The sequence below is a fragment of the Pandoraea iniqua genome, assembly GCF_902459685.1.
Taxonomy (GTDB): Bacteria; Pseudomonadota; Gammaproteobacteria; order Burkholderiales; family Burkholderiaceae; genus Pandoraea; species Pandoraea iniqua.
The window spans coordinates 34,444-59,712 of sequence record NZ_CABPSF010000013.1; the positions used below are offsets into that span (position 1 = coordinate 34,444).

The 25,269-nt window shown below is 55.7% G+C and carries 26 protein-coding genes, 1 tRNA gene and 2 pseudogenes; 9 read left to right on the forward strand and 20 right to left on the reverse strand.

Features of this window, described 5'->3' with window-relative positions; genetic code table 11:
* Positions 1 to 49: 49 nt before the first annotated feature.
* Together PIN31009_RS27195 and PIN31009_RS27200 are read right to left on the reverse strand one after the other, a co-directional pair.
* The gene (locus PIN31009_RS27195) at positions 50 to 1,132 is read right to left on the reverse strand and encodes a hypothetical protein (protein ID WP_150792117.1); all 1,083 of its coding nucleotides are present in this window, start codon (positions 1,130 to 1,132) and stop codon (positions 50 to 52) included.
* Between the two features lie 295 nt (positions 1,133 to 1,427).
* The gene (locus tag PIN31009_RS27200) at positions 1,428 to 2,258 is read right to left on the reverse strand and encodes a hypothetical protein (RefSeq protein WP_150740754.1); all 831 of its coding nucleotides are present in this window, start codon (positions 2,256 to 2,258) and stop codon (positions 1,428 to 1,430) included.
* 408 nt (positions 2,259 to 2,666) lie between these two features.
* Between PIN31009_RS27200 and PIN31009_RS27205 the strand changes: the two genes are divergently transcribed.
* The 4 genes from PIN31009_RS27205 to PIN31009_RS27220 all read left to right on the forward strand — a co-directional run bounded on the left by PIN31009_RS27205 (position 2,667) and on the right by PIN31009_RS27220 (position 5,342).
* Complete coding sequence (locus tag PIN31009_RS27205; RefSeq protein ID WP_150740753.1) at positions 2,667 to 3,194, forward strand: GbsR/MarR family transcriptional regulator; 528 nt, start codon at positions 2,667 to 2,669, stop codon at positions 3,192 to 3,194.
* Positions 3,195 to 3,319: 125 nt separating this feature from the next.
* On the forward strand, positions 3,320 to 3,622 hold the full coding sequence (locus tag PIN31009_RS27210) for a hypothetical protein (protein WP_246185893.1): 303 nt from the start codon (positions 3,320 to 3,322) through the stop codon (positions 3,620 to 3,622).
* 5 nt (positions 3,623 to 3,627) lie between these two features.
* On the forward strand, positions 3,628 to 4,872 hold the full coding sequence (locus tag PIN31009_RS27215; RefSeq protein ID WP_150740751.1) for an SDR family oxidoreductase: 1,245 nt from the start codon (positions 3,628 to 3,630) through the stop codon (positions 4,870 to 4,872).
* A gap of 5 nt (positions 4,873 to 4,877) precedes the next feature.
* Entirely contained in the window at positions 4,878 to 5,342 is a 465-nt protein-coding gene (locus PIN31009_RS27220; RefSeq protein WP_150740750.1) for a DUF2269 family protein, read from the forward strand.
* Between the two features lie 552 nt (positions 5,343 to 5,894).
* Here PIN31009_RS27220 and PIN31009_RS27225 read toward each other — a convergent pair.
* Positions 5,895 to 6,227: a helix-turn-helix transcriptional regulator gene (locus tag PIN31009_RS27225; RefSeq protein WP_150740749.1), complete on the reverse strand. Its 333-nt coding sequence runs from the start codon at positions 6,225 to 6,227 to the stop codon at positions 5,895 to 5,897.
* A 391-nt stretch (positions 6,228 to 6,618) separates the two neighbouring features.
* Here PIN31009_RS27225 and PIN31009_RS27230 point away from each other — a divergent pair, with 391 nt between their 5' ends.
* Entirely contained in the window at positions 6,619 to 7,734 is a 1,116-nt protein-coding gene (locus tag PIN31009_RS27230; protein ID WP_150740748.1) for a hypothetical protein, read from the forward strand.
* A gap of 509 nt (positions 7,735 to 8,243) precedes the next feature.
* Here PIN31009_RS27230 and PIN31009_RS28305 read toward each other — a convergent pair.
* On the reverse strand, positions 8,244 to 8,504 hold the full coding sequence (locus PIN31009_RS28305; protein WP_246185894.1) for an NADPH-dependent FMN reductase: 261 nt from the start codon (positions 8,502 to 8,504) through the stop codon (positions 8,244 to 8,246).
* A gap of 651 nt (positions 8,505 to 9,155) precedes the next feature.
* Between PIN31009_RS28305 and PIN31009_RS27240 the strand changes: the two genes are divergently transcribed.
* A tRNA-Ser gene (locus tag PIN31009_RS27240) sits at positions 9,156 to 9,243 on the forward strand.
* A gap of 266 nt (positions 9,244 to 9,509) precedes the next feature.
* On the opposite strand, the gene PIN31009_RS27245 is transcribed toward PIN31009_RS27240, so the two are convergent.
* The 4 genes and pseudogenes from PIN31009_RS27245 to PIN31009_RS27260 form a co-directional block, all read right to left on the reverse strand.
* Positions 9,510 to 9,746, reverse strand: a complete 237-nt coding sequence (locus PIN31009_RS27245) for a hypothetical protein (RefSeq protein WP_150740747.1) — start codon at positions 9,744 to 9,746, stop codon at positions 9,510 to 9,512.
* Positions 9,743 to 9,943 (reverse strand): BrnA antitoxin family protein, encoded by a 201-nt coding sequence (locus tag PIN31009_RS27250; protein ID WP_150740746.1) that lies wholly within the window; start codon positions 9,941 to 9,943, stop codon positions 9,743 to 9,745. The genes PIN31009_RS27245 and PIN31009_RS27250 overlap by 4 nt, the downstream gene beginning before the upstream one ends.
* Positions 9,944 to 9,947: 4 nt before the next feature.
* Positions 9,948 to 10,238: an addiction module antidote protein gene (locus tag PIN31009_RS27255; protein ID WP_150740745.1), complete on the reverse strand. Its 291-nt coding sequence runs from the start codon at positions 10,236 to 10,238 to the stop codon at positions 9,948 to 9,950.
* A gap of 3 nt (positions 10,239 to 10,241) precedes the next feature.
* Positions 10,242 to 10,537, reverse strand: a pseudogene (locus PIN31009_RS27260) (type II toxin-antitoxin system RelE/ParE family toxin).
* A 589-nt stretch (positions 10,538 to 11,126) separates the two neighbouring features.
* Here PIN31009_RS27260 and PIN31009_RS27265 point away from each other — a divergent pair.
* Positions 11,127 to 11,581 (forward strand): annotated as a pseudogene (locus tag PIN31009_RS27265) (transposase); the annotation flags it as partial.
* 8 nt (positions 11,582 to 11,589) lie between these two features.
* Here the strand turns inward: PIN31009_RS27265 and PIN31009_RS28310 are convergent.
* The gene (locus tag PIN31009_RS28310) at positions 11,590 to 11,781 is read right to left on the reverse strand and encodes a hypothetical protein (protein WP_246185895.1); all 192 of its coding nucleotides are present in this window, start codon (positions 11,779 to 11,781) and stop codon (positions 11,590 to 11,592) included.
* A 1,251-nt stretch (positions 11,782 to 13,032) separates the two neighbouring features.
* Between PIN31009_RS28310 and PIN31009_RS27275 the strand changes: the two genes are divergently transcribed.
* Positions 13,033 to 13,299: a hypothetical protein gene (locus tag PIN31009_RS27275; protein ID WP_150740743.1), complete on the forward strand. Its 267-nt coding sequence runs from the start codon at positions 13,033 to 13,035 to the stop codon at positions 13,297 to 13,299.
* A 1,661-nt stretch (positions 13,300 to 14,960) separates the two neighbouring features.
* Here the strand turns inward: PIN31009_RS27275 and PIN31009_RS27280 are convergent.
* The 7 genes from PIN31009_RS27280 to PIN31009_RS27305 all read right to left on the reverse strand — a co-directional run bounded on the left by PIN31009_RS27280 (position 14,961) and on the right by PIN31009_RS27305 (position 19,218).
* Positions 14,961 to 15,155, reverse strand: a complete 195-nt coding sequence (locus tag PIN31009_RS27280; RefSeq protein ID WP_150792119.1) for a hypothetical protein — start codon at positions 15,153 to 15,155, stop codon at positions 14,961 to 14,963.
* 210 nt (positions 15,156 to 15,365) lie between these two features.
* Positions 15,366 to 15,785, reverse strand: coding sequence for a hypothetical protein (locus PIN31009_RS27285; protein ID WP_150740741.1), 420 nt, complete (start codon positions 15,783 to 15,785; stop codon positions 15,366 to 15,368).
* Positions 15,772 to 16,017, reverse strand: coding sequence for a hypothetical protein (locus PIN31009_RS27290; protein WP_150740740.1), 246 nt, complete (start codon positions 16,015 to 16,017; stop codon positions 15,772 to 15,774). The genes PIN31009_RS27285 and PIN31009_RS27290 overlap by 14 nt, the downstream gene beginning before the upstream one ends.
* Entirely contained in the window at positions 16,007 to 16,093 is an 87-nt protein-coding gene (locus PIN31009_RS28505; RefSeq protein ID WP_246185898.1) for a helix-turn-helix domain-containing protein, read from the reverse strand. Before PIN31009_RS28505 ends, PIN31009_RS27290 begins: the two co-directional genes overlap by 11 nt.
* A complete protein-coding gene (locus PIN31009_RS28510; RefSeq protein WP_174991139.1) occupies positions 16,090 to 16,509 on the reverse strand; it encodes a recombinase family protein in 420 nt (139 codons plus the stop codon). The genes PIN31009_RS28505 and PIN31009_RS28510 overlap by 4 nt, the downstream gene beginning before the upstream one ends.
* 1,621 nt (positions 16,510 to 18,130) lie before the next feature.
* The gene (locus PIN31009_RS27300) at positions 18,131 to 18,682 is read right to left on the reverse strand and encodes a GNAT family N-acetyltransferase (protein WP_150740739.1); all 552 of its coding nucleotides are present in this window, start codon (positions 18,680 to 18,682) and stop codon (positions 18,131 to 18,133) included.
* 131 nt (positions 18,683 to 18,813) lie between these two features.
* Positions 18,814 to 19,218 (reverse strand): hypothetical protein, encoded by a 405-nt coding sequence (locus PIN31009_RS27305; protein WP_150740738.1) that lies wholly within the window; start codon positions 19,216 to 19,218, stop codon positions 18,814 to 18,816.
* Positions 19,219 to 19,734: 516 nt separating this feature from the next.
* Between PIN31009_RS27305 and PIN31009_RS27310 the strand changes: the two genes are divergently transcribed.
* A complete protein-coding gene (locus tag PIN31009_RS27310; protein WP_150740736.1) occupies positions 19,735 to 20,385 on the forward strand; it encodes a DUF3885 domain-containing protein in 651 nt (216 codons plus the stop codon).
* Positions 20,386 to 21,316: 931 nt separating this feature from the next.
* On the opposite strand, the gene dctP is transcribed toward PIN31009_RS27310, so the two are convergent.
* The 4 genes from dctP to PIN31009_RS27330 all read right to left on the reverse strand — a co-directional run.
* Complete coding sequence (gene dctP / locus PIN31009_RS27315) at positions 21,317 to 22,507, reverse strand: TRAP transporter substrate-binding protein DctP (protein WP_174991137.1); 1,191 nt, start codon at positions 22,505 to 22,507, stop codon at positions 21,317 to 21,319.
* Between the two features lie 447 nt (positions 22,508 to 22,954).
* Positions 22,955 to 23,272, reverse strand: coding sequence for a HigA family addiction module antitoxin (locus PIN31009_RS27320; RefSeq protein ID WP_150740734.1), 318 nt, complete (start codon positions 23,270 to 23,272; stop codon positions 22,955 to 22,957).
* Positions 23,273 to 23,865: 593 nt separating this feature from the next.
* Entirely contained in the window at positions 23,866 to 24,306 is a 441-nt protein-coding gene (locus PIN31009_RS27325; protein WP_150792120.1) for a hypothetical protein, read from the reverse strand.
* Positions 24,307 to 24,882: 576 nt separating this feature from the next.
* Positions 24,883 to 25,269, reverse strand: a 387-nt coding sequence (locus PIN31009_RS27330; protein ID WP_150740732.1) for an autotransporter outer membrane beta-barrel domain-containing protein, incomplete at its 5' end; no start/stop codon positions are given.

A 25,269-nucleotide genomic window follows, 5' to 3' on the forward strand; every position in this document is an offset into this window, starting at 1 on the left:
ACGCTCACCTTACAAATTCCCACCTCATCGAATCAGAACCCAATCACTCTTACCTCACATCGGGATCATAAATCATGTAGATGCCAACTTTATTGGACCCGGCCCCGTCCCTAGTCGTCGCGACGAGGCAGTTATTGAGATCATTGTAGTGAAGGTCGGCGACAATCTGATCCTCCGGGAGAGAAATCGTGTTAACTACGCTGCCCGACGCGACATCAATGCCAATAACTCCACTTTCACCAAAGCCGCAGTACATAATTCTGCGCCTCCGATCAAGTACCGGACTCGCACAGTAGTTACGGTCATCGCGAACACAGACCCAGCCTATGTAAGCATTGCTCTTCGAGTCAATCCGATGCAAATAATTTTTGTGCGACAAACCATTTGGCTTATCGTAATTTGATAGCACGTAGATCATATCGCTATCGTTATCTACAGCAATACCAGCAACTATATGCCCATATCCATTCATTTCCCCCAAAGAAATCGAGGAAATTAACGAACCAGCACAACCATCGAAACAAATAATATTTGTAGAAAACACATCACCATCCGGGAGATAGATCTTCCTATCCTTAGTGACGGCGGGCGGCATGTCTATTACGCTGCAAACACTCCCAGACAAGTCAATCATCCTTCTGAACTTCCTCGACCCCACATCAACAACCACATACCCCGCAAAATCTGAAGAATAAACACCGAAATATACTTCACCATTGACTTCATCGTACACAGATTGGGTGAAATCAATCAGATCTTCAAGCACGCCAGGCGATTCAATATTCACATTACAAGAGAGTTCCCCACCCCGTAGTTTGGCGTATGAAATCGTGCCACCACTTGAATCAAATTGATCTCTATGGCAAGACCCCATGAAAATCAGATCCTTTTCTCTCGCACAGCAAATTACCTTAATATTGGAATCATCGTTTCCGTGATTTCCACCCACTCTTCTTATTGAAGCGCCTTGCAAGCAGACAACAGCAACATCTGAATTTATCGATGAATTGCCCACGTCGGATCCCCTGCATGGGAGGAAGAATGAGCACGGAGAATTCGAAATTGAGCCGCCTCGCCCCATGCCTGTCAGATATCCCCCAGGAAATTCACTTGCCTTGACAATCTTTGACATTAGATATTCTGAAAAATAAGCAATCTCGACGAACCGACGAGGCGCAAGACGGCGTAGGACTCACCAACTTCTCTCGCCGACGATTCAAATGACTTTTGTCGCGCTGCGTCGACCTTGTGCCGTGGCGTCATCTCCATACCGTTGCCTAAAAATGAACTGTGCTTCGAATCAAGCACATGAACCGGCGACGCACGGCATACTGCCCCCCCCCCGAGCCAAGAAACGTATGGGAATTTCCCAAAAAATCGACCTTCTTGATGATAGGTACCAAGCGCCGATGGCGGCAGGCTCCTCTTCAGTTGCGGCGGACAAGCCATACGCCGAACAGCAGATATGGAATCAGAACAGCGGTAGCGGGCCAGAAGTGGTTCATGGCTACCGCCAAAGGAAACCGTTGGCGCAACGTCGCCGCCCAGACCCCAGATGAGCACTGCATTACTGCCAACGAAATTCCGACGTACGTCACACTTCCGACAGTCGCAATTACGGCTATGCCTGCGGATCGGGCACCGGCGTTGACTCCACAAACAACCGCCCCCAAGGCCGTCGCGGCTCCAGATAGGGCAAGAAGCCCTGCGACCCCGACCAGGAACTTTCCCCACACGATGGTTTGGGAGATGTAGGCGAGTTGTTGACTGAGCATCACTAACGAAAAGCAGAATCCCGATATGATGAAGAGGCCAACTGCTAACATTTTTCGTAGGAAATGTCCGCTGAAAGTATCCTGAGTCAGACTATCCTTAGAGGCGAAATATGCGGTCACGGAGGGCTGATAGAGAACGGCGGCGAGCAATGTGGCCACTAGCATTTGCGGGACCAGCATCCCCCACATAGGGAGCGACATATCGATCAGGTCCGTGGCGAAACCGAGGCTGGTAGTCGCGACGAACGTCTTTCGCGCCCACGCCCTGCCGGTCAAGAGCGCCCATCCAATAATCAGTTGAGAAATCGCGCCGACGATATCGGCTCCCCAAGAGGCCCAACTGGGAAATCGCAGATGACGGAGGAATTCGGCGTCAAAGGCTGATGGGTGCAACAACGTCTGCGGCATTCTGACGAGCGAAAAAGTGCCCATGGCAATCATGAACCAAGCCGCAACCGCCAGGGAAGCCGGTTGTTTAACCATATCAAAGCGAGAGTAGGGGACTCATCAATGGCCGACTATGCCTCGCCTGATGTCCCCGTTTGCTGATTGAATATGCAGAGCCTCGAAAGAGGACGCCTTCGACGCAATGTCACAAATCGAGCCCTTAGCAAGCCCGAGCTTACGACGAGAACTCATATCTATAACGCATACCGCTGACAATGGCGCGACACGAGGGGCAGGAATACGAAAAGCCTCAAGAACTGCACTTCAGAAAACGGAGAATATTGCACACCAAGCCCCCCCCCAAGATGCAGGGGTGGTATCTGCAGCCCACCTCGCACATCGCTTCGCGGGTCTCTCAGCCCCATAGGTTCGTCCACTCCCCAGGTCTCAGCACATCGAAATTTCCGTCTTGACAGAAATTAAGGAATATATAGACTACCCTGCATGGAACTGAAACCGATTGCCGAGAGATTCGTGCTTCACTGGGGCGAGATGGGCTCGAGGTGGGGGGTGAACCGAACTGTGGCCCAAGTCCACGCCTTGCTATATTTGGCGGCACGTCCCATGGACGCCGAGGAGATTACAGAAACACTAGGGGTGGCCCGCTCCAACGTGAGCAACAGCCTGAAGGAGTTGCAGTCGTGGAACCTGGTCAAGGTGGTCCGTATGAAGGGCGATCGCCGCGACCACTTCGAAACGTCAACTGACGTTTGGGAACTATTCAAGCTGATTGTAGCTGGTCGCCGCCAGCGGGAAATTGCGCCGACAGCCGTCGCCCTGCGAGAGTGTCTCGATAACCCGGCGATTGCGGCCGAAGATCCCGGCACCCACCAACGTATCGAGGAAACATTGAAATTCATTGAAATCATGAGCACGCTTGCTGATGAAATGCTGCGCATCAGGCCCGAGACGTTGATGAAAACACTCGGCGTCACAGCTAAGCTTAGTAGGGCTATACGCAAACGCGCCTGATGCGCGCCACTGTTGCGGGCGATCGCCCGCTTCTTTTTAAGAAGTTATTTCTGCATTTACAGAAACAACTGTAAATTTAGGGGATTATGGAAACCCCAGGACTTGTCGCTCAGAGCGCAGTTCCATTGGCGCTTGGTTTGCTTGTTAGCCTGTACCTGAAGGGGGTAACGCTACGGTTGCTGGGAGATCTGTGCGGTACCGAGAATCGCGCAGCCTTCTGGGTCCGCGCAACGACCATCATGCTCATTGCCGGACCGCTACTACTTGCTCTGGCGTTCGGCAATAGCAACGCGACAATCACGCTGGGCGAAATCGCCCGCCGCGCGCTCCTGATGGCGACCGCAGGGATTGTGGTCTCGGTTAGTGCGATGGCAGGGGCCATCATGAAGAGCATCCCGATCCCGTCCCAGCCGGTAATCAAGGCTTGATTCTCATGAAGATCCTTGTCTGCGGTGCATCAGGCTTCATTGGCCGCGCGATCTGTGAGCGACTGACCCGTGCTGGCCACGAGGTGGTAAGGGGAGTACGCGTGCCGGTATTCAGCAATGATGTTGCCATCGACTTCCGTGTCGACACCGCCGTTGAGGGTTGGCTGCCGCGGGTTCGGGGCATCGATATCGTCATCAATGCTGTTGGCATCATTACGGAGAGCCACGCGGCCCGTTTCGAAGATGTGCATTTTCGCGCACCGACCGCGCTGTTCGAGGCTTGCGCCAAAGCAGGCGTCCAGCGAATCATCCAGATATCATCACTGGGCGCCGACACCGGCGATACTGCCTACTTCCGCAGCAAACGCGCAGCGGATGAGGTTTTGATGCGATTGCCTGTGGAATGGCAGATCCTATACCCGTCTCTGGTCTATGGACAGAATGGCGTATCCGCGTCGATGTTCAGAGCCCTAGCCAGCCTCCCGGTGATTCCGGTGCCAGCACTCGTGGGGGTGGAGTACCGGCCTATCCACATTGACGACCTTACCGAAGCAGTTGAAAGCGCAATTAGTCCGGCAACGCCGCCAAGGCAGCGTATCGAATGCGTAGGGGCAAGTCGAATCAACTACAAAGATATGCTCGACTGCTATCGGCAGGGAATGCACTTGCCGCCGCCGCGATGGCTGACAATTCCTGCACCACTGATGGCACTTGCCGCGAAAATCGGCACCCTGATTCCGGGGGCCAAGCTCACCCCGGAAACCTTGCGCATGCTTCGGCAAGGCAATGTCGGCGACACGAAGCACTTGAGCGCCCTGCTAGACCGCGCACCATTGGCAATAGATGACTTCATCGCCCCGGACGAAGCGGAGCTTCTTCGGCACCGCGCCCATGCCGCATGGCGGCTCCCATTGTTGCGTGGAGCGTTAGCGGTCGTGTGGATCTTGACAGCATTCATTAGTCTGTGCGTGTATCCGACAAGTGAGAGCCTCGGACTCCTGAACGAGGTGGGACTTACGGGGGAGATGGCCAAAATCGCACTGTATGGAGCTGCGCTGCTTGACCTGAGCATGGGGATCGCCTGCCTCGCAAGGCCGAGCCGGGCCCTATGGGCAATACAAGGCGCGCTGGTACTCGGATATTCCATCATTATCGCGGTCGCCATGCCGCGCTTCCTCACTCACCCTTTCGGTCCGCTACTAAAGAACATACCAATCCTTGCCATCCTGTTCATTCTCTTGACCGAGTAACGCCCATGGAATACCTTGTCGTCAAAGTCATCCACATCCTCTCCTCAGTGCTGATGGTTGGCACAGGACTTGGCTCTGCGTTCTATCTCTTCTTCGCAAATCGATCCGGCTCCGTCGAGACCATCGCCGTCGTGTCTCGCCTGGTCGTGCGAGCAGACTGGTGGTTCACCACGCCCACCGTGATCATCCAGCCCCTCTCAGGTGCCTATATGCTGCATCTCGCTGGGTATCCGTTGAATTCTGCATGGCTCGTCGCATCCGCGGGACTATACGCGCTGGCTGCCGCCTGCTGGCTTCCAGTTGTCTGGATCCAGATCCGGATGAGCCGCATAGCCGCATCGGCTGATGAGAAGAAATCTACGCTTCCCGCGCACTACTGGCATTATGCTCGCCGCTGGGAGCTTCTGGGCTACCCTGCGTTTGCCGCAATGGTCATCATATATTTCCTGATGGTGCTGAAACCTCAGTAGGTTGCGTGCTCAGTCTGGCGCAGAAAGCGGATACTGTACGCTGAGGGTTAGCGCCCGGCCCACGGCGTAACTACCGGGCGGCGAAGGCCTGAATAATCTGGAGAAAACGTTTAACTTCCTCGCTTTGTAGATAGGTCCTGGGAGGGACGACCGACGCGTGCAGTAGGCTATCGAAAACGGCCGCCCGGCCAGCACCACGGGCCAGCGCACGAGTATGTCGCATCCAGTGGGGCAAGGCGTGGCGTCCCAGCCAGAAGACAATTCCGAGCCATTGATAGCGGTTCGAACCAGCAGCCATTCGCCTTCTATAAGGCCTCGAGATGCATGGGATAGCGGTACTACTACGACCTAGTATCGTAGTAGTGCCGTCGAACGACGAGGCCAACTCATCGTGCTCTTCGATCAGCCTGAGAAATAACCTTTCCCCGACAACCGACAGGGGATGGGCGGTCGGCCCGGGCGAAAAGCACATGGCAGCGGGTTGCCAGTCGGGTGCGTTGCCTGCCCATAGCGATCCTTTGCGGGTGTCAGGTTGCTTGACCGACAAAATCGTTAGCGCAAACGCTGACGCTTGATTCTTGGTGGAGTCGCAGCATTCCTGCGACGCAGACCAGTAGCAGCTAGGGATACGTTACCGAGGGGCCCGAACAATTCAGCGAGCGTCATACCCAACACGTGGCACACGTTCGCGATTGTCTCAATCGACGGGTTCGCCACGCCACGCTCGATTGCGGAGATATAGGTACGATCTACACGTGCCTCAAACGCCAAAGCTTCCTGTGTTTTCTCCGCCAGGTGCCTACATTGCTTGATTCGCCTTCCCAAGGCAAGCGAAATAGGGGACAGTTGGTGAGCGCCGGCGGCGTCCTGTTGTTTCGCATTCATGAGCTGTGAGGGTGTCAGTTGGGCGGATGCTTAACGACGCTGCGAGCATATCTGCCAATGTAGTTTATGCACTGCCCCCCCCATTTTGATCCTCGACTCCACCCCACTCCTCCTTTCCGACAGAAACCGAAGCTAGGCGCCCAACCCGTTTGCGCCAATGAAGACGACCAAATTTTTCAGTCGATAATGCTTTCGACTGGAGTGAAGGGACCTCGCTCAGATCGAATATTACCCAAGCATTTCGCGCCACGGCAACCTTTGACGGCGATCGCGCACCGCCCCGCCACTGACGAAATGCTGACGTGGAGGCGTTACAGCTGTAACGCGGCGTAAACTGGCCCGACGCTCCACCTAAACTCATTTGCCGTGCGTCGGGCTAAACTCCCTCCGCATGAAGGTCGTCCACCTCTCCCACACGCCCGTCGCGGGTAGCCCGGGCAACATTGTCGCCGCATTGAACCGGCACACCGACATTGCGGCGCGGCACATTGTCTACAACGCTGCGGCGTATGCGTCGCGCACGTTCGCCGTCGATCTCGACTGGCAACGTCAGCGCGAAGAGGCGCTGGACGCCATTGCAGCTGCAGACGTCATCCACATCCATCAGGTTTTTCCGATGGAAACAACGTTCGGCGCTGACCTGCCGAAACGCTTCGGCGACAAAAAACTGATCCGACAGTTTCACTCCGCTCCCGAACTCTGGTCTCGCGACGACGCTGTGATGCGCGAGCAAATCGTCAACGACCCGCTGCCACAACTAGTGATTGCGCAAGGACCGGAGCGCTTCTACCCCTTCGCCCGCGTGGTCCCCAACATCGTGCCAATAGACAACGCGCTTTATTTGCCGCATCCGGAGTGCGCGGGCGAGACGGGAAGCCCGATGGTCGTGTTCTCTCCGAGCGGCCGTTCGTCCGGCTGGCGCAAGCGATGGGAGACGAAAGGCGCGCCGCAGACGTTACGGCTGCTGCGAAAGCTTGAACGCCGGGGCCTGTGTGAAGTCAGGCTTATCACCGGCACGCCACACGATGACTGCCTACGGCTCAAGCAGCGTGCAGCCATTGCACTCGACGAATGCGTGACCGGCAACTATCACCTCTCTGGGCTTGAATCGCTATCGCAAGGGAAGCCAACGTTGGGACATCTCGATAATCGTGTGCAATCGCAATTGCGGCGACTCACAGGGGCGTGCGAACTACCCTGGGTCGACGTTCCACTTGAAGCAGCAGAGGCTCCGCTAGTCGAGTTACTGACGGACGCAGCGTTGCGCGCGGAAATCGGCGCGGCATCACGTAAGTGGATGGAAACTTACTATGACGACGCCACGATGGTCGGTCACTACCGTCAGGCCTACCTCGATCTATTCGACGCGCCCGAGCGATTCGGCGAGCGCCGCATCGATGCCGCGGCACAGTGGCTTGGCGTTGCGTTGCCAGATCTGCGCTGGCGAGCACGTCGCAACACTAACGCATTCTGGCGCGACCTGTGGGAAACATGGCATGGGCGGTGATGGACTAGACCACAGCCCGCAAAGGCTCCGCATTGGGATGCCCCCCCTCGACACGCAGTTGGCGGTCCGCACGGCATTGCCTCTAGAAACCGCCGGCACGCAAGGCGTCACATTCACCGAGGTTAGTCTTGTCGGACGCCCACTCCAATTGAAACTCCAAAGGGCCAATCCTGACCTATCGCATACCTGCGCGCCGTTGCGAAGCGACCAAGGGAGAGCATCAGCCTCTCACATGGGTCTTTCGTGTGTGGACTGCAGTTGCGAAAGCTGACAGGAATGCACTTATCTCCGACTGCCACTCGGGCAATTGCAGCATAGTTTTGATTTCAAATTACGTCTTACCAATCAACGGGACGCGCAGGAAAATATCGCCAATAAATCCATCGCTTACAGTGAATAGCACAAGCCGAAGCGAGTCGAGCATGTCCTCACCGCGATGAGATGCATGCGCTAACGCGATGGGTTTCCCCATGACCTCGAATCGAGAGACCATCCAATCAATGGCATTCTTAAGCCCCCCCCGGAATGGCTCGAACGTACTCGGGGCTGGCGATAAGGGTTCCCTGGCAGCCAGACACGAGCTCAAGAAATTCCAGAACTTCGACCGGCGTTCGCGGCCCTTCCAGGTCGGGAGAGAAGATAGGCAGGGTATCAAGGCGATGGAACACAGATACGTCAACACCCTTAGGCGCCGCGACCTTCAATGCTATTAGCAACGCCGTGTTGACGGATTCGCGGCGGGCGCTACCAGAAATCGCCAAGAGCTTCATCTGTTTTTCCTGGGAGGAGACCTGCCCGACCACTGCCGGATTTAGGGGGTGCGTCGCCCGTCATAATGCATCGAATCGGAATACGACTGACTGAGGGCCATCCGACAAGGATTGCGGCGTCGCGATTGGACGCTTTGGGGTCGGGAACGGTCACCGCGCGAGTCAAGCATGGGCAAACGCGGAGGCACATGTGTGATGTATTACAACGCGCTCGATTTCAGGGGGCGCAAGGTGAGTCACCACGAATATCGGGGCGATCCAACTCGATAATAATCGGAAAAAAATAGGGATGTCGTCCATGCGTAGACGACATCCCAAACCCAAAACAGAGGAGACATGACACGACCGGTTGCGGTCTGAGCCCCCTCAGACAAGAACACAACTCGGTCGGATTCAGAATATGGAGCACGCGTACAAATGAAAAGCTGGAAGTGCTGGCAGCCGAACGATAGCGCAGTGATTCAACAGCAAAGCTTAGGTTCGCAATGGAGACTGGTAGCATAAATGCGACTCTTCGCACATCCCAACATGGTACATTTTCGCTCTTGAAAGACGTGAACTGAAACGGAGCGTAGCGCAGTCTGGTAGCGCAGAAGCCTTCCAAGCTTATGACGAGGGCTCGCCCCCCCCCCCCTTCACCCGCTCCAGCGCGGAAGTGTGGCCGAGTGGTTTAAGGCACCGGTCTTGAAAACCGGCGACGAGCAATCGTCCGTGAGTTCGAATCTCACCGCCTCCGCCAGATCATCTATTCGGAACAATCCGAAACAGTCCGAAGCAATCGCGAAAACCCAATCACAACAAGGGTCTCCGCTGATACCGGCGAAAATAAATCGTCCGGCCCCGTCTGATACAATCCGAATAAATCGCAATTTTGTGGTAGGTTGGATAGTGGGTTTAGAGCACCTCCGCCCGTACACGCGAATTTCGTCCGCCAGAAACTAGGCCCCTAGCACTGGCGCGGGTTTCCAAAATGAAAACCGCCTCGCAATGGAGGCGACGTGGGACTTATTTCCGCATCACCGTCGGCCACTCGGCAGCGTCGAAAAAGTGTTTGCCGTCCTTGCCCATCCTCCATGTCGAGGAGTGAGCATGGCGGTTGCTGGCGATGTACTCGATGCCATCACGCTCAAGGGCAACGCGCTCGCTTCGGCGGTGAGCACGATGCCAGAGCGCTTTGTCTTCGGCTTCGCTGACCGCACTCGTAACGCCACAAATCGGCGTCTTGCGTTTGCTACGGCTCATGATTGCTCCGGCGCGTCTTCAGGATTGCGGCTCTTGAGCCAGTCGGCCAATGCTGCATTGATTCGCTTGCGCCAGCCGGACCCGGTCGCGCGAAACGCCTCGATGACGCTCACATCAATCGGAATCGACACCGTGACGCGGCGACGTGCTCGCCTTGGCCTGCGCTGTCGTGGTGGTCGGGGATGGGCTCGAGACATGGCTTCAGGCTGGCTCTGGGTGCAGACGCATACCGAGGGCGCGCATGACCTTGAGCAGCGTCGAGAAGTCGGGGCTACGCTCGCCGGAAAGCGCCTTGTACAGGCTCTCGCGGGACAAGCCGGCATCCCGGGCAACCTGCGTCATACCGCGCGCTCGGGCAACGTCGCCGAGTGCCTTGGCGATAAAGGCGGCATCGTCGCCGGCTTCCTCGAACGCAGCCTCGATGTACGCCTGCATTTCCTCTTCGGTGCGCAGGTGCCCAGCAACGTCGTAACGGGTAGTGGTTGTTGCCATGACTCAATCCTCCATTTCTCGGGCAAGGCTCAATGCATGCTTGATGTCGCTGTCCTGCGTGCTCTTGTCGCCGCCACACAGCAGCAGTATGAAAACGCCGCGGCGCTGCGTGTAGTACACCCGGTAACCAGGGCCGTAGTCGATTTTCAATTCACTAACACCCTCGCCGACCGCTCGCACGTAGCCAGGATTCCGTCGGCCAACCGCTGAATACGTACCTGGATGCGAGCGCGAGCGCACACGTCGCGAAGTCGGTCAATCCAGCGGGCAAATTCATCGGTTTTGCGCAGTTCTATCATGGGGATATTGTATCCCACTGGCTACAGTTATTCAATCCCACCCAATCCGGCATCGTCCGATACGTTCCGAGCTCCGCCAAGCTGCTGGGCTGCATGACGCTGATTCAGGTGGCTAGAAGCGGCGAGGCGCGCGCGGCACATGCACTTCGCATCAAACTGCATGCAGCCCTTAGGATGATGGTCCAGGCAGATTCCGTGAGCCCTCCGCCATCAGTCCGATGCGTTAAGATCTCGCAACGCATACCGGCAGTATGCGTTCGCAGGTTGCTGCAGCGCTCGACTCGGCATGCGGAATATTCCGTGATGAATGCTTGGCGATGGAATAGTTTCGCAACTGCATCGAGGCAAAGCTCGTGATCGAGGACCGGCGGGCGCGCTACTACGTATTGCGCCCGCATTCAAGTTTGCGGTACCTAGGCCGAGAATCAAACGGTCGGTACTACCGCCTTCGCTATAACAGTTATACAGATGGCGTATTATGGAGTTCTAAGTAGAAAGCCATAAATCCGGGGATATTGATGTGCGACGTCTCCCCCAATTTGAGTAGCGCGACGATTTAGAGTCCAATCATGTAGTCAGGAGATTGGACATGAAGAAGAGATTCACCGACGAGCAAATCATCGGCTTCCTGAGGGAAGCCGAGACGGGCATACCGGTCAAGGAACTATGCCGTCAGCACGGCTTTTCAGAGGCCAGCTATTACCTATGGCGCAGTAAGTTCGGCGGCACGAATGTCTCTGACGCGAAGCGGCTGAAGGATCTGGAGACCGAAAACGCTCGGTTGAAGAAACTGCTAGCGGAATCGCTGCTGGAGAATGAGGTGACGCGCGAGGCGTTGCGAAAAAAGTGGTGAGCGCACCGTCCCGCCAAGAGCTGGTGCGCCATATGACCGATAGTGGCTTGAGCGAGCGCCGAGCCCTGCGGGTAATCAGCATGAGCGCCAGCGCCTACCGTTATCAACCGGCGCCGGATCGCAATCAGGCCCTGCGAGCGCAGATCGTCGCCTTGGCTCAGCGGCATCGTCGCTATGGCTCGGACCTGTTGTTATTCTGCTAGCGCTTCTGTGGTCTTCTTAAGAGATTTGATGACGTCAATGCAGCTGCGCCAAGCGACTGAACTGTTTTTTGCAGGTCTGTACTGGCTTGTACCTCGGCCTTGACCTCTTCTGATTGATTCTTGCAGTTTGTCAGCCACACATCTTTTGCCTTGGCCAAATCGTCGAGTGCTCCGGCCTCTTCGAGCACTGCACGCACCTTCCCATTCGGGGGGTTGGATTAGATGTGTAATACGGCTGTGCTACTAACATCGGTACGAACCTGAATGGATCGTCGACAACTGCAGGATTGCATACCCAGGAACTCTGCATCAAAGACAAATTCGCGGCAATCCACGGCGTCACTCCCCATTCATCCTCGTCATTGATATGCGCCCTTACAAGGCTGGACGTCAGCAACGCCGCCACAACGTTTGGGTAGCCCATCTCGGCTGCTATCGCTAGCGGGGACTTGCCTTTCTCACGCGCAAGAAGGCCGTCGGTCGAGCCCCCGATAACATAATGGAGGATCTCTTCGGCCGCATCTGCTTCGGCGGCGATCATGTCGTCGACTTCGCCTGTCGTTTCTCCCACAGAGTATATGCGCCCCCTAAGCGCGTTGAGCACTACCGCAGGATCGCGTTGCACACCCGCGGCCATTGCGGCGCATGAAACCAACGCTGGAACCAACGAAACGGCTACTTGAAAGAGTATTTTTTTACAGAGTTACTCATGCTTTCGATTCCGCGAATCCTTGAACAAATTATTGAAATACAGGGCTAGTCGTTCAGTCGCCTGGGATATTCGTCACCAATGCCCCCCCCCGCGATTCCAAGTTCAGTTCGTTGCGCGTAGCTACTCTCGAGACCCACAATTGTCCGGCTGCTACTGTTCGTACGGCACCGTCGGACAGCCTATTGCCTCGCGCAACAGTTTTCGCAATGCTCAATTGCAAATCGCCCGAAGCGCTTTGAATAGTTGCTACGACGCTGGCACGTTCGCCAGCAAACAGAGACTGAGCGCCGCCGCGATACGACAGATTGCGCCCTCGAACCAAGGTGCTCGCACTGCCATCTCAACATTTGGTGCAGTCATACAACGACTCGCAGCGGACGAAGAGCAAAAAAATGAGGATGCCATCCACCGGAAGACGGCATCCTCGCAGCACACCACTTAAGTTATCAATTGACCGATCGCGAATCCCCCCCCCCCGGGTAGAACCGCAAGTCGGCCGATTTCAGGATAGGCGTCGCCAATACCATTCGCAACTACTGAGCGTGCGTCGAGTTCACTTCTAGCACCGCCCCAACAGCGGAGCGGCATTTTTTAAACGCACAAAAAAATGCCGCTTCACAGGGAAGCGGCATGAAGCCATTCGCCTCGGGGAAGACAAACGGAGAGCACAACACGCGCCGACCACCGAGGGGCCGGGGAGGCGCGCGGGGCGTACGTTAACGCATGCATGTTCGTTCAACTCTTCGCCCAAACAGATTTGCGATTTTCCGCATTACCGGCCTACCGCCAACGGACTAACACGATCGCCGGTGCCAGATGGCTGAGCGCCGTCGCCGTGCTCGAGCTCCCCCCGCCAAAGGGACGCGGAAATAGCGAACATGGGAATCCCTGCGTGCTTTCACTAACAAAATACGGGGCCAACGCCATCGCCCTCTGCGTACAGACCGATGCGCAGCACCGCAACGACGTCGAAGAAAACGTCGCGCACTGGTGATATATGCCCCCCCGTTCGGCGAACACCTATCCAAAGGTTTTCGAGACCACATCCGAACTACCGTCAATCACGAGCACACTGAGTGAGCTCGGCACCACACATCCATATCAACGGAAGCAACTAGGTGGTTCGCAAGCGGCCAGATTCATCATATTGTGCAGTGGAAGCCTTTGCAGGAACAACTGTTCGACACGTAACCAGCTCAGCACATGCACGAGTCAAATACTCGCCGCGCCTTTGCTCACTTGGTCCAGTTACCCACCATCGGTCGCCCGAAGCTACTACCTTATTGGTAGACGCAATGGCGGTCCTCTGGAGCGTCCTCGCCTCTGCATGCCGGCGCTCTTTGAAAACATGAATGCAAATACGAACGAGAATAGATTGCGATTTCCCGCATTTAACGGCTTCGCGACTTAGGTGACCATCTATGCGCATCTGTCGTCGAACAACGACGATGTCCGCGATCAAGGCCGGCGCCATGGGTTCACCAACTCGTTCTGGAGATTGAGACGTGCTAAAGACACTGCTGAACCGGCTGAAACCAGAATACCTGTTCGACGTTCCGATAAGCACTGAATGTCCCGCATGTCACCGCCTCAACGCACAGTCGCTTGCCGCCGTTTGCGAGCAGGAGATCAGGGAAGTCAGGTGCCAACATTGCGGCACCGGGTACGAGCTATCTGACGAAGAAATCCATGCGACTCTCGACCTAGCACTTCTCTCCTACATCTGGTTTTAGTCGCCCTGCCCCAGCCCAAATACTCCCGCTATCACCCCGTTCGTCGGCGAATTCTTCGCCGATCGTCTTCTCGACGAGGACAGCAAGCGCTGAGGACAAAAATTCATCGCCATAGCCGCTGCTCTTGAATGGCGCAGCGCCGCCGACATCCATCTCGACAAACACCGCTCACACCCTGCGCCCCCCCCTTCGCCGCGCCTGAAGCGAAATGCCCACTCTCCTATACTGGCACGGCCTTCGGCTACTCCAACTTTACGCCAACGCGCAGTGCAAAGTGATGTCGAGCCTCTTCCAAAGCTCGCCTCTCAGTAGAAAGCGCTTGATGGGAGTTTCGAGCCGCCACTAGGTCTTCACCAAGGCGAGCGACATATTCCCAGTCATAGCAGCCAGTGCAACGTCGCTCACCGACGTCGATTGCTACCGCATGCCCGCCGATCGTCTCTATGAACATCGCCACGTGAGTCTCCCATCATTTCGATGACGCCTAGAGTGAGGCACAACGATTGCACGCCGAGTGACCACCAGGAAGAAATGCGACTTCCCTGTGTAGATCCGTTGCATCGTCAATTTGAGGGGCAGGTCTGCGGCCACGACCGCCCCGCCGACTCATAGTGGACAGGGACAATCCAATGAAATACTACTGTGCTGACACCTGTGGCGTGCGGGCAGCAATAACAGGTCCAGGTGATCGGGTGGAGCCGTCCACGTTGTTGACGACGTGCATGTGCACCGAACCGATGTCCATGCCATTCGAGATGCAAGCCTCGCAGCAGATCAACCGGCCTCGCCATAGAACGGGCGCGCCTCATAGCGTGCCATCGCCGCGCACGCCGCCAGCAGTAAACGCGCCGCGCTGGCAAGCGCATTTCTGCTGCCGCTTACAGCTGCACGTTTCCCGGCCTTTGTTGTTGGTTGGTGAGACTTACAGCAGCCTGATACGGTTGAAGGCCGGTTTTTCTAAGCGGCCAGCCTTCACCAGTTCATCAATGGCCTCCTCAAACTGAGCCGCTTTAATGCCTTTCTTTGCACAACGCATTTGCAGAGTGACCAGCGGCATCATGGACGACGACCAGCCGGCAAACTGGCTAATGATGGTTTCTTGAATATAAAGGCGCATGGAATTCTCCATTTCGATTGCCCCGCGCAGCACGGTGCCCACAGTCGGCAGAGCCTATTTACTACTCGGCTCACGATAAAATTGGAGAATGTGAAAAAGCACCCTACGGGGTGCTTTTTCTGGTCGGCAAGGTGGTATCTCGTCACGGCTTTCATAGCAAGCGGAAGTTCGATCGCTGGAAGTGAAATCCCGGTGGACGCGACTATTGGATTATTGATCGCTCTCAGCACCTGTCGTGCCGCCCAACCGCAGACGGCGCCCCTCGATCCAGCCCTCGAAATCTTCGTCGGTTTTGCGGTTGATATACATGACCTGGCACCAATTCTTGTAAGGCTTGTAGACCGTGACGCCGTCGCCAGGAATAATGAATATGCGTTTGGTCATGCACTCGGGTGAGGGCGCGGAATATAAGTAGGCTCGCCCAGCACCGATAACCGTAGCCAAAAGCGGCGGCCTGAAATGATCCTCGGGGCCGCCCTTTGCGCTGCCGAGTTTCTGGCAGTCCACCTCTTGACCTGCGACAACCACGGTTTCTCGTTCGTGGGTGCCTGTGCTAGAACGGCCGAACAGTTTGCGGCGGCGACCGCCAACACGACCGAAAGAAGAGCGCGCAGCATCAAGCGTGCTCATAAAGAAATTTAAGAGCCGCGTCGAACAACCGTGGCACCAAAAATAGAATCGCGAGCGCCGTCAAAGCACGCAACGCGGGATGCAGCAACGTCGTAAGCGGTGCGTCTGCAATGCTCGCCAAGATATAGAGAATGCCGAGCTGCACGCCGGTACACCACGCGTAGATCTTCGCCACAATGCGAACAGGATTTCGCGCGCTGTAAATCAACTCACACAACAACTTAGCCAGCATCCGCACCTCCCTTCACATGCTTATGGATAGTCGTGCGACTAACACCGTATCGATTCGCCACATCGGTGACCGTCATGCTCGGATCAGCCAGCAACACGTTATTTCGCGTAGTTCCTTCGGGCCGATCTTCGGGGGACGGCCCCCGTTACGCCCTCGCGCTCTGCCGGCTTTGAGGCCCGCCATCGTCCGCTCTCGCGTTAGATTCCTGTCGTACTCGGTCAGACTGGCGAAAACGTTTGTGATGAGCTTCCCCGCAGCCGTCGATGTGTCGATCTTCTCGGTTAGCCGAAGCGCCGCACACACGACCAGCAGCGCACGCAAAAATGCGATTTTCCACAAAAATATGCGTCCTAGTTGGCGGACATTTCGTTCTCTCAGGTGGACTGCTGCCGGGATCGTAAGCACTTCTGGCCTATGATTGAGAGCCCTTCTGCATCTGCAATCTATCGACGAGCCGGAGGCGCAATTCCAGCTAGTGTGAGACCGTCCCACGGCGCATCACGCTCTTCGCATCGACCTTGCCCGGGTCGACCATGCCGGTTGGACTCTCAGGAATGTCGGGGGATTGATCTTCCCCATAGTTTCTGAACGTCGCGCCCCCCCCCTATCTGGCAAGCTCAGAAACAACTCGGGCACACATCGGTCACGATGACCTAGCATTACGTACGCAACCGGCGGGGCGACAAGATGAAGCTGACAAAACGAGAATTGCGGAACTTAACAACCGCGACGTTTGCGCAGCGGAATCTCCCGCAAAGGTCTGTGGCCAAAATCAGCAGGAGCCGGACCGCCCCGGTAAGCGGTTAACGCCACCCCACCGAGTTTGAAGCCCGGCGTGCAATAGTCGCCCAAGCGAATCACCAGTGTGGCTTTTTCACATCGCACTTTCCTCGGCCCATAAAAAAGAAGCCGCTCCTGGCGGGAGCGGCTTAATCTCCATGCCGCAGAGGGGCCAAGGCAGGGAGGGATGCGGTGGAGGTGCACCGCCGACTGCCCGTTGACTCTGGCCCCTTCAAGCCAGAGCTTCGCGGCAGTCAATCTCAGACTAGGCCGGCATCGCCTATGTTCGCAAGTTGAATGTCATCGCGGCGTTCGTTTCTTCAACAGCATCAAAAGTACTAGGTCATCTAGCAAACATGCCGAAAAAAACCGCTCCCAAAGGGAGCGGCGAGAAGCCATTGCCCCGGAGGTCAGGGCAACTGGAGCACACGGTGCCATGCGGACGGAGAGGCGCGCACGACACACGTTCATCATAACCAAGGCCTCGTTTCCTCAGCCACGGTCCAGATGCTTTCGCGAACTACCTCACGCAAAGCACAAGAACACCCCTGCATCGATATCATGTCAAACAATGGCCTCACAAAAAAATGCCGCTCCTTGGGGAAGCGGCATTAATCCATTGCCCCTGAGAGGCCAATGGAGGGGTCGAACAGAACAATACGTCAGGTCGGCAGGAGTCAACATAACGCTTGCACAGCGTAACGCGGCTTTGTGAAGCATATCTCCGCGCCCCAACGAATTTGCGAATTTCCGCAGCACACCTTCTTCAGGCCTAGACGACGGTACTCCGTTGGCAATGGCCGTTGCCCATCAAAATGAGCAAGGCTCGCGAGCTTACGCAGAAAGAATCGTCACACAGACGCCCCATTCCCGACAGACTCCAATCTTCAGATTGTCGTCGTCGAACCACAAAAGCGAGGTCAATCCCAGCGTCAGCTCACGATGATCGGCAAGGTACTTCTTGTTTACTCATGCGCCCCAGCCCAAAGCCCAAACATTTGGCCACAATAGCCCCTGAATCGTTGACCCGATTCATTTTCCATGTCCGATGCCCTCTTGGTCGATGGTTCGGGATCTTTGGAATGCGAAAGGGCCCCGGCTGTGCGCGCAGTCCGGGGCGTTTTCTTTCTTCCTTCCCTGTCCCGAACGAAACCGAATTTTCCCCGCGCGGTCCACCGCTCGGAACGTCACATGTCCACCTTTTCGGCAGCGAGTCGAGGCCGCCGATTCGCGTCGCAAACCGGCGTGATCAAGTACGGGGAATAGCAGAACACACCCCTTGAAAGGGGCTCGAGGTCTTTCTTCATCCCCTTCGCCGCATCAACAATACGCGTCAGTGGAAGCTCTCAAACTCTTGACGCAAGCGGGAAAAAATCACAAAGTTACCCGGCACACCTCGAACCATGCGGTACGAGCGCAAGTAGCCCTCACGCCGAAACTGACAAGACTCGAGAAGAGCGATCGATTTCGCATTGGTTTCCAGAACAACCGCCTGGATCCTCACCCATCCAGCAATTCCAAATCCCCACTTCGTAACTGCCTCACATGCCGCCCGCCCTATGCCTCGCCCCCAATGCGACGGGGCTACATCGTATGCAACTTCGGCTGTCAGATGCACTGTTGAAATCGTGTGGAACCCGACGGTCCCCACGAGCGCGCCCGACGCATCATCCACGATTGCTAGCCGAACAATTGAATCACTGCAGTCGGACTCAATCGCCTCGAATAGAGGACATAGATCGCGAGCTGATTCAACGTCCCAACTCGTATGCTTGACAACCTCCGGCAACCGAAGGTAAGAAAACCACGCATCGATGTCACGTCGGTCAAGTTGACGTAGTGACATGCCCGGAACGCCCAACGCAGGTGGATTGCTCACACGCATGATCTCACTCTATTTTGGCGGCAATTAATCTCGCCGTTACGCTACACCTTATCCCGCATAGATAACGACAGAAAAAAGCCATTTAGTGAACCGGAGAATTCGAAGCATCAAGCATTGATGCTTGCGGTGGCTCATATCGTCAACAGGCATTCATCCCCATCAAACGATGCGTCCGAGACCCTACAGAGATAGAGACGCTTGATCAGCAGCGAGCGATCAAACTCGAAGACGTCAACATACTGAAACTTACCCCCAACTTTGAAATCTAGTTGGATGTAGAGCGACATGAGACTCCCCGCGAAATCTCGGCGACAGATTCGAATCAGATCGACTTCATCGGCGGAATCCGCCAGCCGCCGCTCATACTCCCCGACGGACATCACGCCAAGCTTGTGACTCACGATGCTCGCGCCAGGTCCAAAGAGTTGGGCAATCGGTTTGCGTCCCTTTATCGAATAGAAGTACTCGACTGCCCGTTCCCACGTAAGATTTACTGTCAAATGATTGATCCATAAGTGAGCATCTCCTGCCGTCACCGGTCACTCGGCACGAATACCAGCATTCATCTCGCCCTCGCAAACGTCGCACACCCGCTTGCACTATAGCGTTAGCGAAATCGGCATGGCCTCGCTGCTGCAAACTTCAAGAACAACCTCACCGACGTTGAACAGCGTCGATATCCCAAGGAGCCAATATTGCCCCAAAGGGCAACTGCGCGCGGATCGTAATACCTTGTCCGGCGCACGTGCTGCATCACTCAACCCAGGCATGGACTCCACAAAAAATCGCCCTCCTGTTGAGGCATTTCGCATTTCACGGAACGCTGACATCCATCGCAGCACCCCTCGAGTACGATCGGGCTTGAATCGTACGGAAGCGATTCATCTCGCAGGACAAAGCCCCGGCTGCGCCAACCAGCCGGGGCTTTTTTTGAAACTTCGGATCTGTTGAATTGACAACATCTAGGCCACCTTCGCAATGCGGTGGCTGCACTGCTGTTACCTCACTAGGGCTCGCGAGGGGCTCTTGCTGCATTAGTCGGGGGTGAAAATTTGGATCTTCGCGACACTATCGAGACGATCTTCGATGCGAAGGCATTCTGTCGACCGCTTTTCTTCACCTATCCGGGCGGCCTTCGCTTCGAGCTATCCGAAAGTGGCTCAGCTATCCCACAATTCCTCACCGCGATGCGAAAAGCACGCGAGATATGCCTCGACCTCTTCCCCTCCACGGACACCATCGTTGCATGCCTACGGCGCCCCACACGTCAAAGTGAGGGACTTATGTCACATCGAGCGACGCTCTCCGAGATTTTGGCAGCAGGTATTACCATCCCAGACGAACGCTCGATTTGGACGGACTCTATCGAGCCGATTGACTGGCTTGATGCGAATGATGAGGAAGTTATTCTCAACGTTGCCTTTCGCACGGAGGTTGCGCTGATTCCGAATCTCTTGTGGTGCGCCCTCAGCACACAGTTCGGATACATCCGTCCTCAGCCATATTGCCAAGTCTACCTCTTCAATCTCGAAAAGCGGATCATGGCCCTTCCCTACGACGATCGCGGAATGGACGTCGTTGGCCCCAATCATGCACTGCTTGCCGCCATCTTTCGGAAGCATTACCGATATTTGCTGGAACACGACATCTCAACGATGCGCCAAACATTTCGGGACGAAACACTCCGGCCCCTCCCGCGGTAGTCATGTTTGACATTCTCCTAACGCGCCAAGCGAACCTGTCGATCTGTTTCACCCGAGCAAGCGTGCCCCCCCCTTATAGCAAGCCAACGCGTGCCGACGACTCCCGGCCAACCGAGTTCCAAATTCTTACTCGATGGAGAAGGAAGACAAGAAACCTCTCATCAACCGCACTTTTCTCCGCGAAAGAGAGCCGCACCAAATCCACTCTCTTGACCCGCTTCGCCGGTAGTGAAAAGATTCGTCAACATGGTTAGCAAGACGTTATCCCGCACGCTCTATGGGGCTATCTGGCTTGGAATCGCAGGCCCGCCGATGGGTGGGGGCGTATTAGGCCTTTTCGTCGCCGTCAGTGTATTGACGAAGTCACACGAATCTGTTTTCGTTACGCTCACGTTCGGCCCATTGTTTTGTGCGTTTGGATCATATTTTTTCGGCGGCATTCCAGCAATCCTGGCGGGCGCAATCATTGCGCTAGTATTTCCCGCCCTCGCGAAATGGAAAGGCGGAATCACCCTTTCGGCATTACTGTTGGCGTGGGTTATTACGCTTTCCTATATCACGTTCGCGACCCGCAACGCGTTTGGCGCCTACGATTGGCCTTGGCACTCATTGCTCGCATTACTCAGCGCCCCTGGCGCCTTATCCCTATGTAACAGGCTGCACAGGAAATTCGGCCCACCCGAATGTGACATTTAGGCGCCAAATCGGGTATCGCGAAATGGCTCAGTCGAGACTACCGGATCGCATGCGCGCATGCCAATGTAACGATATCGAACGCTTTCCATGCAATCCAAAATCTCTTACCAGAATGGCATCAACGGATGCCCCCCCATGGCACAGAGTGCAGACCAGTTTCAATTACGACCCTTCGGATAGGAAACCCTGCCGGGCAGGTCATTTCGCCCTCAAATCATCGATTCCGCGAGAGGAATCACCGTTGACGCTCGTCCTTCGTCGACTGTCGGTTGGAAAACGCTTGGAAGATCGCCCAAGCATCTTTCGATGCCTTGGCTTGCCACTCCTCTATCGCATCCTTAGCTGCGAAGCGGAGCAGTTCGCTTAGGTCACTATCAGGGGGATCGACGACGGTCACATCGTGCGCTCGCATCATTGCATAATTGGCTTCCGTGCGGGAGACCGCCGATGCGCGTTGCAGACGTTCTGTTTCCGCCGCCGCGTCCAATACCGCATGTCGCAGCCTGGCTGGAAGTGCCGTCAGACTAGACGTCCGGATCATGGCAATGGAAACCGGGCACGCGTAGCGGATCGCGGTGAATGTGGAAAGGTAGCCAGCCAATTTTTGACCAGCACCGCCGTCACCGGACGACATCACAGCGTTGAACTCTCCGTCTTCGAGCAATGGGAATACTTTCTTGAGCGGCATCTGCTTTGCCAAAGCCCCCGCTTGTCGCATCACACTCTCGGAAGTTTGATCATACGTTCTTATGGAAAGCGTGGAGAGGCCTTCGGGCGCTCGTATTGGTCGCTTCGACCAAAGACCAGTGGCAGGCCAAATTGAGAGGTAGAGCAATGTTATGCCGCGTTTGCGCAACTCGGCCTCGTATAGTGGGCGCGCGCGTTCATTCAGATGAACTGCATCCTCCGTTGACTGCGTAATGAACGGCAGTGCCGGGAGCTCAAAAATGGAGCTGGAACCGTCTAACGCACTCGTCAATGCATCTCCCCCAGTTGTCTCATTGCGCTTAATCGACGCGATCAACTGAGCGGAAGAAATGTCTGAGCCAAATGACGGTATGACCTCAATCTCGCCGTGGGATTTTTCTTTGACGAGACGTGCAAACGCGGAGAGACCCTCCCCAGAGACTGTCGATTCGGGGTATTCAGTGGCCATAGCCCATCGCGTTGTGGGAGCTCCTTTAGCAGGATCCCCCAAGATCAACACCATCACGTAGACCGCCGAAAGCGCCCCTCGCAAAATGAGCGCAAACCGCTCGCTAAGTAAGTGTTCAGCATCAGTGCCCACGCATTTCTCCAAATTACCCTTTCTGCAGTCGACCAAGGCTGATACACCGAATCGAGTCAAAAAGGAAGAACCAGACCTACGCGCAGTCAGCGTAACAACGTGACGAACAAAAACAGAGCCGCGCTCGACGGTTTCCACGAATTTCCTCATAAATTCGGCCGACACTCGTGTACGCGTCGCAAGGTGGCTCGATATGGCACTGCCTTCGGATCACGTCGCTCAATTTGGGGGCGTTCCTCGCGCGCACATCCGATGCCCCAACCTTGGCAAACCATCCCGATATGAAGCGGAACATTTCTGCGACGCCGTAGTTGTCACTCGCCACGCACTATTCTTCAGGACATTGACATTCAGTAATATACATACTGAGCAGCGACAGTTCTGGGCCGCGCCTTCGCGCGCCAAGGCGACACCGCGTACTTTGACCGCGCTCCGCCACTCCGGATCAGAACTCCCAGCGGTTCTATTGGAGTTCAACAGTATCTGTCCGTTGAAATAAAAAACCCCGCCAAACGGCGGGGCAAAATACGTGACAAACGAACGGGTTGATGAATGCGCGGCTCACGCTACCGCGTATTGCGCATATCAAGCGTGCGCAAGCTCCTTCGGAAGACGGGCCGGAGCCACCTTGGGCGCACCGTATTCACGCACTTGCCGCAGATCATGATCGGACTGCTGCGCGATCCACGCAGAGGCTCTACCTCCATTCTCGACGCCAAGCCACAACTCTAGACGCAATGCCATGTCGATCGAGATGCCGGCATGCCCATTCAGGACTCGCGACAACGCAACGCGACTCACGCCTAACTGCTCAGCAGCCTGACTCACGGTAAGTCTTAGCGCCGGCAAAACATCTTCGCGCAAAATCTCACCGGGATGCGGCGGATTGAACATGTTGTTCATGATAATTTCCTCTGTCTATATATACACCCGCCCCGTTTGATTCGCGGACGGTATTTCTCATCTTTTGCGCAAAGAGCACACGGGCACATGATGCCGCGCGCAATATCTGCCTCGGATCATTGGCGATGTGATCCAAAGAAGTGGGAACTGCAAAAGCCCCGGCCACTCTTCCCCGGCCGGGGCATTTTGCTTTCTGGAATAGCGTCAGATAACGCCGCCTGATGTGCCTCCGCGATTCTGCGCGTTGTCATGAGTGGTGGCTTTTCAGCACGCTCAAGGACGAAGGCTACCTCGATAAGGAAATCGGCCGCGCAGGCGGTTTCGCTTGGATGCGGAGCGATGTACTCGTGGCGAAGCTAGGCCGAACCACTGCGTCAGCGCTGATCTGAATACGAAAGCCCCGCTCGAATAAGAATCTGGGCTTTCTTCAACTGGCCCGAAAGCCCTATGATACGCAGTAGCGGAGACAATGGGGAAGATCCCCCTCCGATATGCTATCGACCTACTATCACGTCCTCGGTCGAGCTTGTTGATTGCTGATCCTGTTCACGAAGTCACCGCTCCCACGATGGCTCGAATCGAACGACCGAAGGCTAGGCTGCGTTTTCCACCATCAACTGCTCAAGTCGCTTGCAGGCATCGGCGATCACTCCAAGCCGAACCTTCGCTAGTTGTCGATCGTATTCGTTAACCACTCTCGTCAGATCATCCATGAGCTCGCTGGGTACAGCCCATTCCCCTTTCGAATTGGCGACAAGCAACACAGATGCGAGATCGCGCTCCGTCCTTTCGAGAATGTCGCTATGAAGCTCTCCGTGACCGGCCTCCGTAACGAACGTGGCAATCAAGATGACTTCAGCCAGAGCATTTATCAACTGACGACTAGCCTCCCCACTGCGCAGGCGCTCCAGTGAAAGCCTCACGCGAAGGACGATCCGTTCTGCCTCCCTCCTCGGCATCGGTAAAAGTAGCGCGCTGGATCGCCCCCCGGACGAGCGCATTTGAACCGATCGATGACTCTTCTTCGTTGACATTGACTACTCTTCTCTAGCGTAAACCGAATGGCACAGGCGGAATTTTCTCCGGCAGTACCCTATGTCTTCAGTATTGAGATATTAGAACCCGCGGATCCCTTTTGCACAAAGCGGATTCCCACGACGGCAGGTATGGATCTGCCCGTTGACCTCCGGTACGCACAGAGTTCTAGATTGGGGTCAGATCATGCCGCTGGTGCGTTGCATCACACCGCGCGTATACCCCGCATTTTTGCGGGTTTATCCACATACATCTGCCCGCAGCGCATCCAATCGCGGAATATTCCATTGCACACGAAACCTCGTTGCAGCGGCGACTCAGGATGATGCGAAGAATCCCACACACCGCGATGCGTCCACATGCGGTCCCCATCTTAATGAAGGCACGGGAGACGAGGGGCAGTCAATTGCACTGGCGGCCATCGCATTCACTCAATGCATCTTCAGTCGAATACGTTGCCCACATTCGACTGCGAATCGAGCTGTACCGTCGCGCGTTGCGTTGCTTGTCTAGATGAACAACAGGCTCGCAGCGTTAGCTGGGAGCCTGTTCGTGTTGTCGCTATCCTTCGCGAGTTAGAACTTCATTCTGAAGCCGAGATTGGCCTTCACGTTGTAGTTACCACCAAAGTGATTGACCGACGTGTTCACCGAGCTCTCGCCGTACACCGTGTACTTGTTATCCGCCCACGAATACGAACCACCCACGCCCGCGCCCATCCACGTTCTGTCAGTCCTCGTGTCAAAGTTCACACCCGCCACATTCACCGACGACCCACCGAGCATCTCCTGATAGACGTTCAAAATGCCGTAGAACGACGCGTTCATGGAGCGCCTCTGACTGTCCTTCCACGAGTTCGTATAGTTCGCGGCTACCCCCAGTCGCCCAATCAGGCTATTGCTCCCGTGCATGCTCACGTCACTTCCCCAAGCATCCTGGAACGCGCGAGCATCGATCGACGA

Bases quoted from the DNA above. Each gene is read 5' to 3' on its own strand.
- PIN31009_RS27290 (WP_150740740.1), bottom strand. From the start codon at position 16,017: ATGCTGGCTAAGTTGTTGTGTGAGTTGATTTACAGCGCGCGAAATCCT.
- PIN31009_RS27300 (WP_150740739.1), bottom strand. From the start codon at position 18,682: ATGCGTGTGAGCAATCCACCTGCGTTGGGCGTTCCGGGCATGTCACTA.
- PIN31009_RS27230 (WP_150740748.1), top strand. From the start codon at position 6,619: ATGAAGGTCGTCCACCTCTCCCACACGCCCGTCGCGGGTAGCCCGGGC.
- PIN31009_RS27250 (WP_150740746.1), bottom strand. From the start codon at position 9,943: ATGTCTCGAGCCCATCCCCGACCACCACGACAGCGCAGGCCAAGGCGA.
- PIN31009_RS27215 (WP_150740751.1), top strand. From the start codon at position 3,628: ATGAAGATCCTTGTCTGCGGTGCATCAGGCTTCATTGGCCGCGCGATC.
- PIN31009_RS28505 (WP_246185898.1), bottom strand. From the start codon at position 16,093: ATGACGGTCACCGATGTGGCGAATCGATACGGTGTTAGTCGCACGACT.
- PIN31009_RS27255 (WP_150740745.1), bottom strand. From the start codon at position 10,238: ATGGCAACAACCACTACCCGTTACGACGTTGCTGGGCACCTGCGCACC.
- PIN31009_RS27205 (WP_150740753.1), top strand. From the start codon at position 2,667: ATGGAACTGAAACCGATTGCCGAGAGATTCGTGCTTCACTGGGGCGAG.
- PIN31009_RS27200 (WP_150740754.1), bottom strand. From the start codon at position 2,258: ATGGTTAAACAACCGGCTTCCCTGGCGGTTGCGGCTTGGTTCATGATT.
- PIN31009_RS28305 (WP_246185894.1), bottom strand. From the start codon at position 8,504: ATGAAGCTCTTGGCGATTTCTGGTAGCGCCCGCCGCGAATCCGTCAAC.
- PIN31009_RS27285 (WP_150740741.1), bottom strand. From the start codon at position 15,785: ATGAGCACGCTTGATGCTGCGCGCTCTTCTTTCGGTCGTGTTGGCGGT.
- PIN31009_RS27325 (WP_150792120.1), bottom strand. From the start codon at position 24,306: ATGTCAACGAAGAAGAGTCATCGATCGGTTCAAATGCGCTCGTCCGGG.
- PIN31009_RS27245 (WP_150740747.1), bottom strand. From the start codon at position 9,746: ATGAGCCGTAGCAAACGCAAGACGCCGATTTGTGGCGTTACGAGTGCG.
- PIN31009_RS27275 (WP_150740743.1), top strand. From the start codon at position 13,033: ATGTTCGTTCAACTCTTCGCCCAAACAGATTTGCGATTTTCCGCATTA.
- PIN31009_RS27220 (WP_150740750.1), top strand. From the start codon at position 4,878: ATGGAATACCTTGTCGTCAAAGTCATCCACATCCTCTCCTCAGTGCTG.
- PIN31009_RS27320 (WP_150740734.1), bottom strand. From the start codon at position 23,272: ATGAACAACATGTTCAATCCGCCGCATCCCGGTGAGATTTTGCGCGAA.
- PIN31009_RS27195 (WP_150792117.1), bottom strand. From the start codon at position 1,132: ATGTCAAAGATTGTCAAGGCAAGTGAATTTCCTGGGGGATATCTGACA.
- PIN31009_RS27225 (WP_150740749.1), bottom strand. From the start codon at position 6,227: ATGAATGCGAAACAACAGGACGCCGCCGGCGCTCACCAACTGTCCCCT.
- PIN31009_RS27280 (WP_150792119.1), bottom strand. From the start codon at position 15,155: ATGCGCCTTTATATTCAAGAAACCATCATTAGCCAGTTTGCCGGCTGG.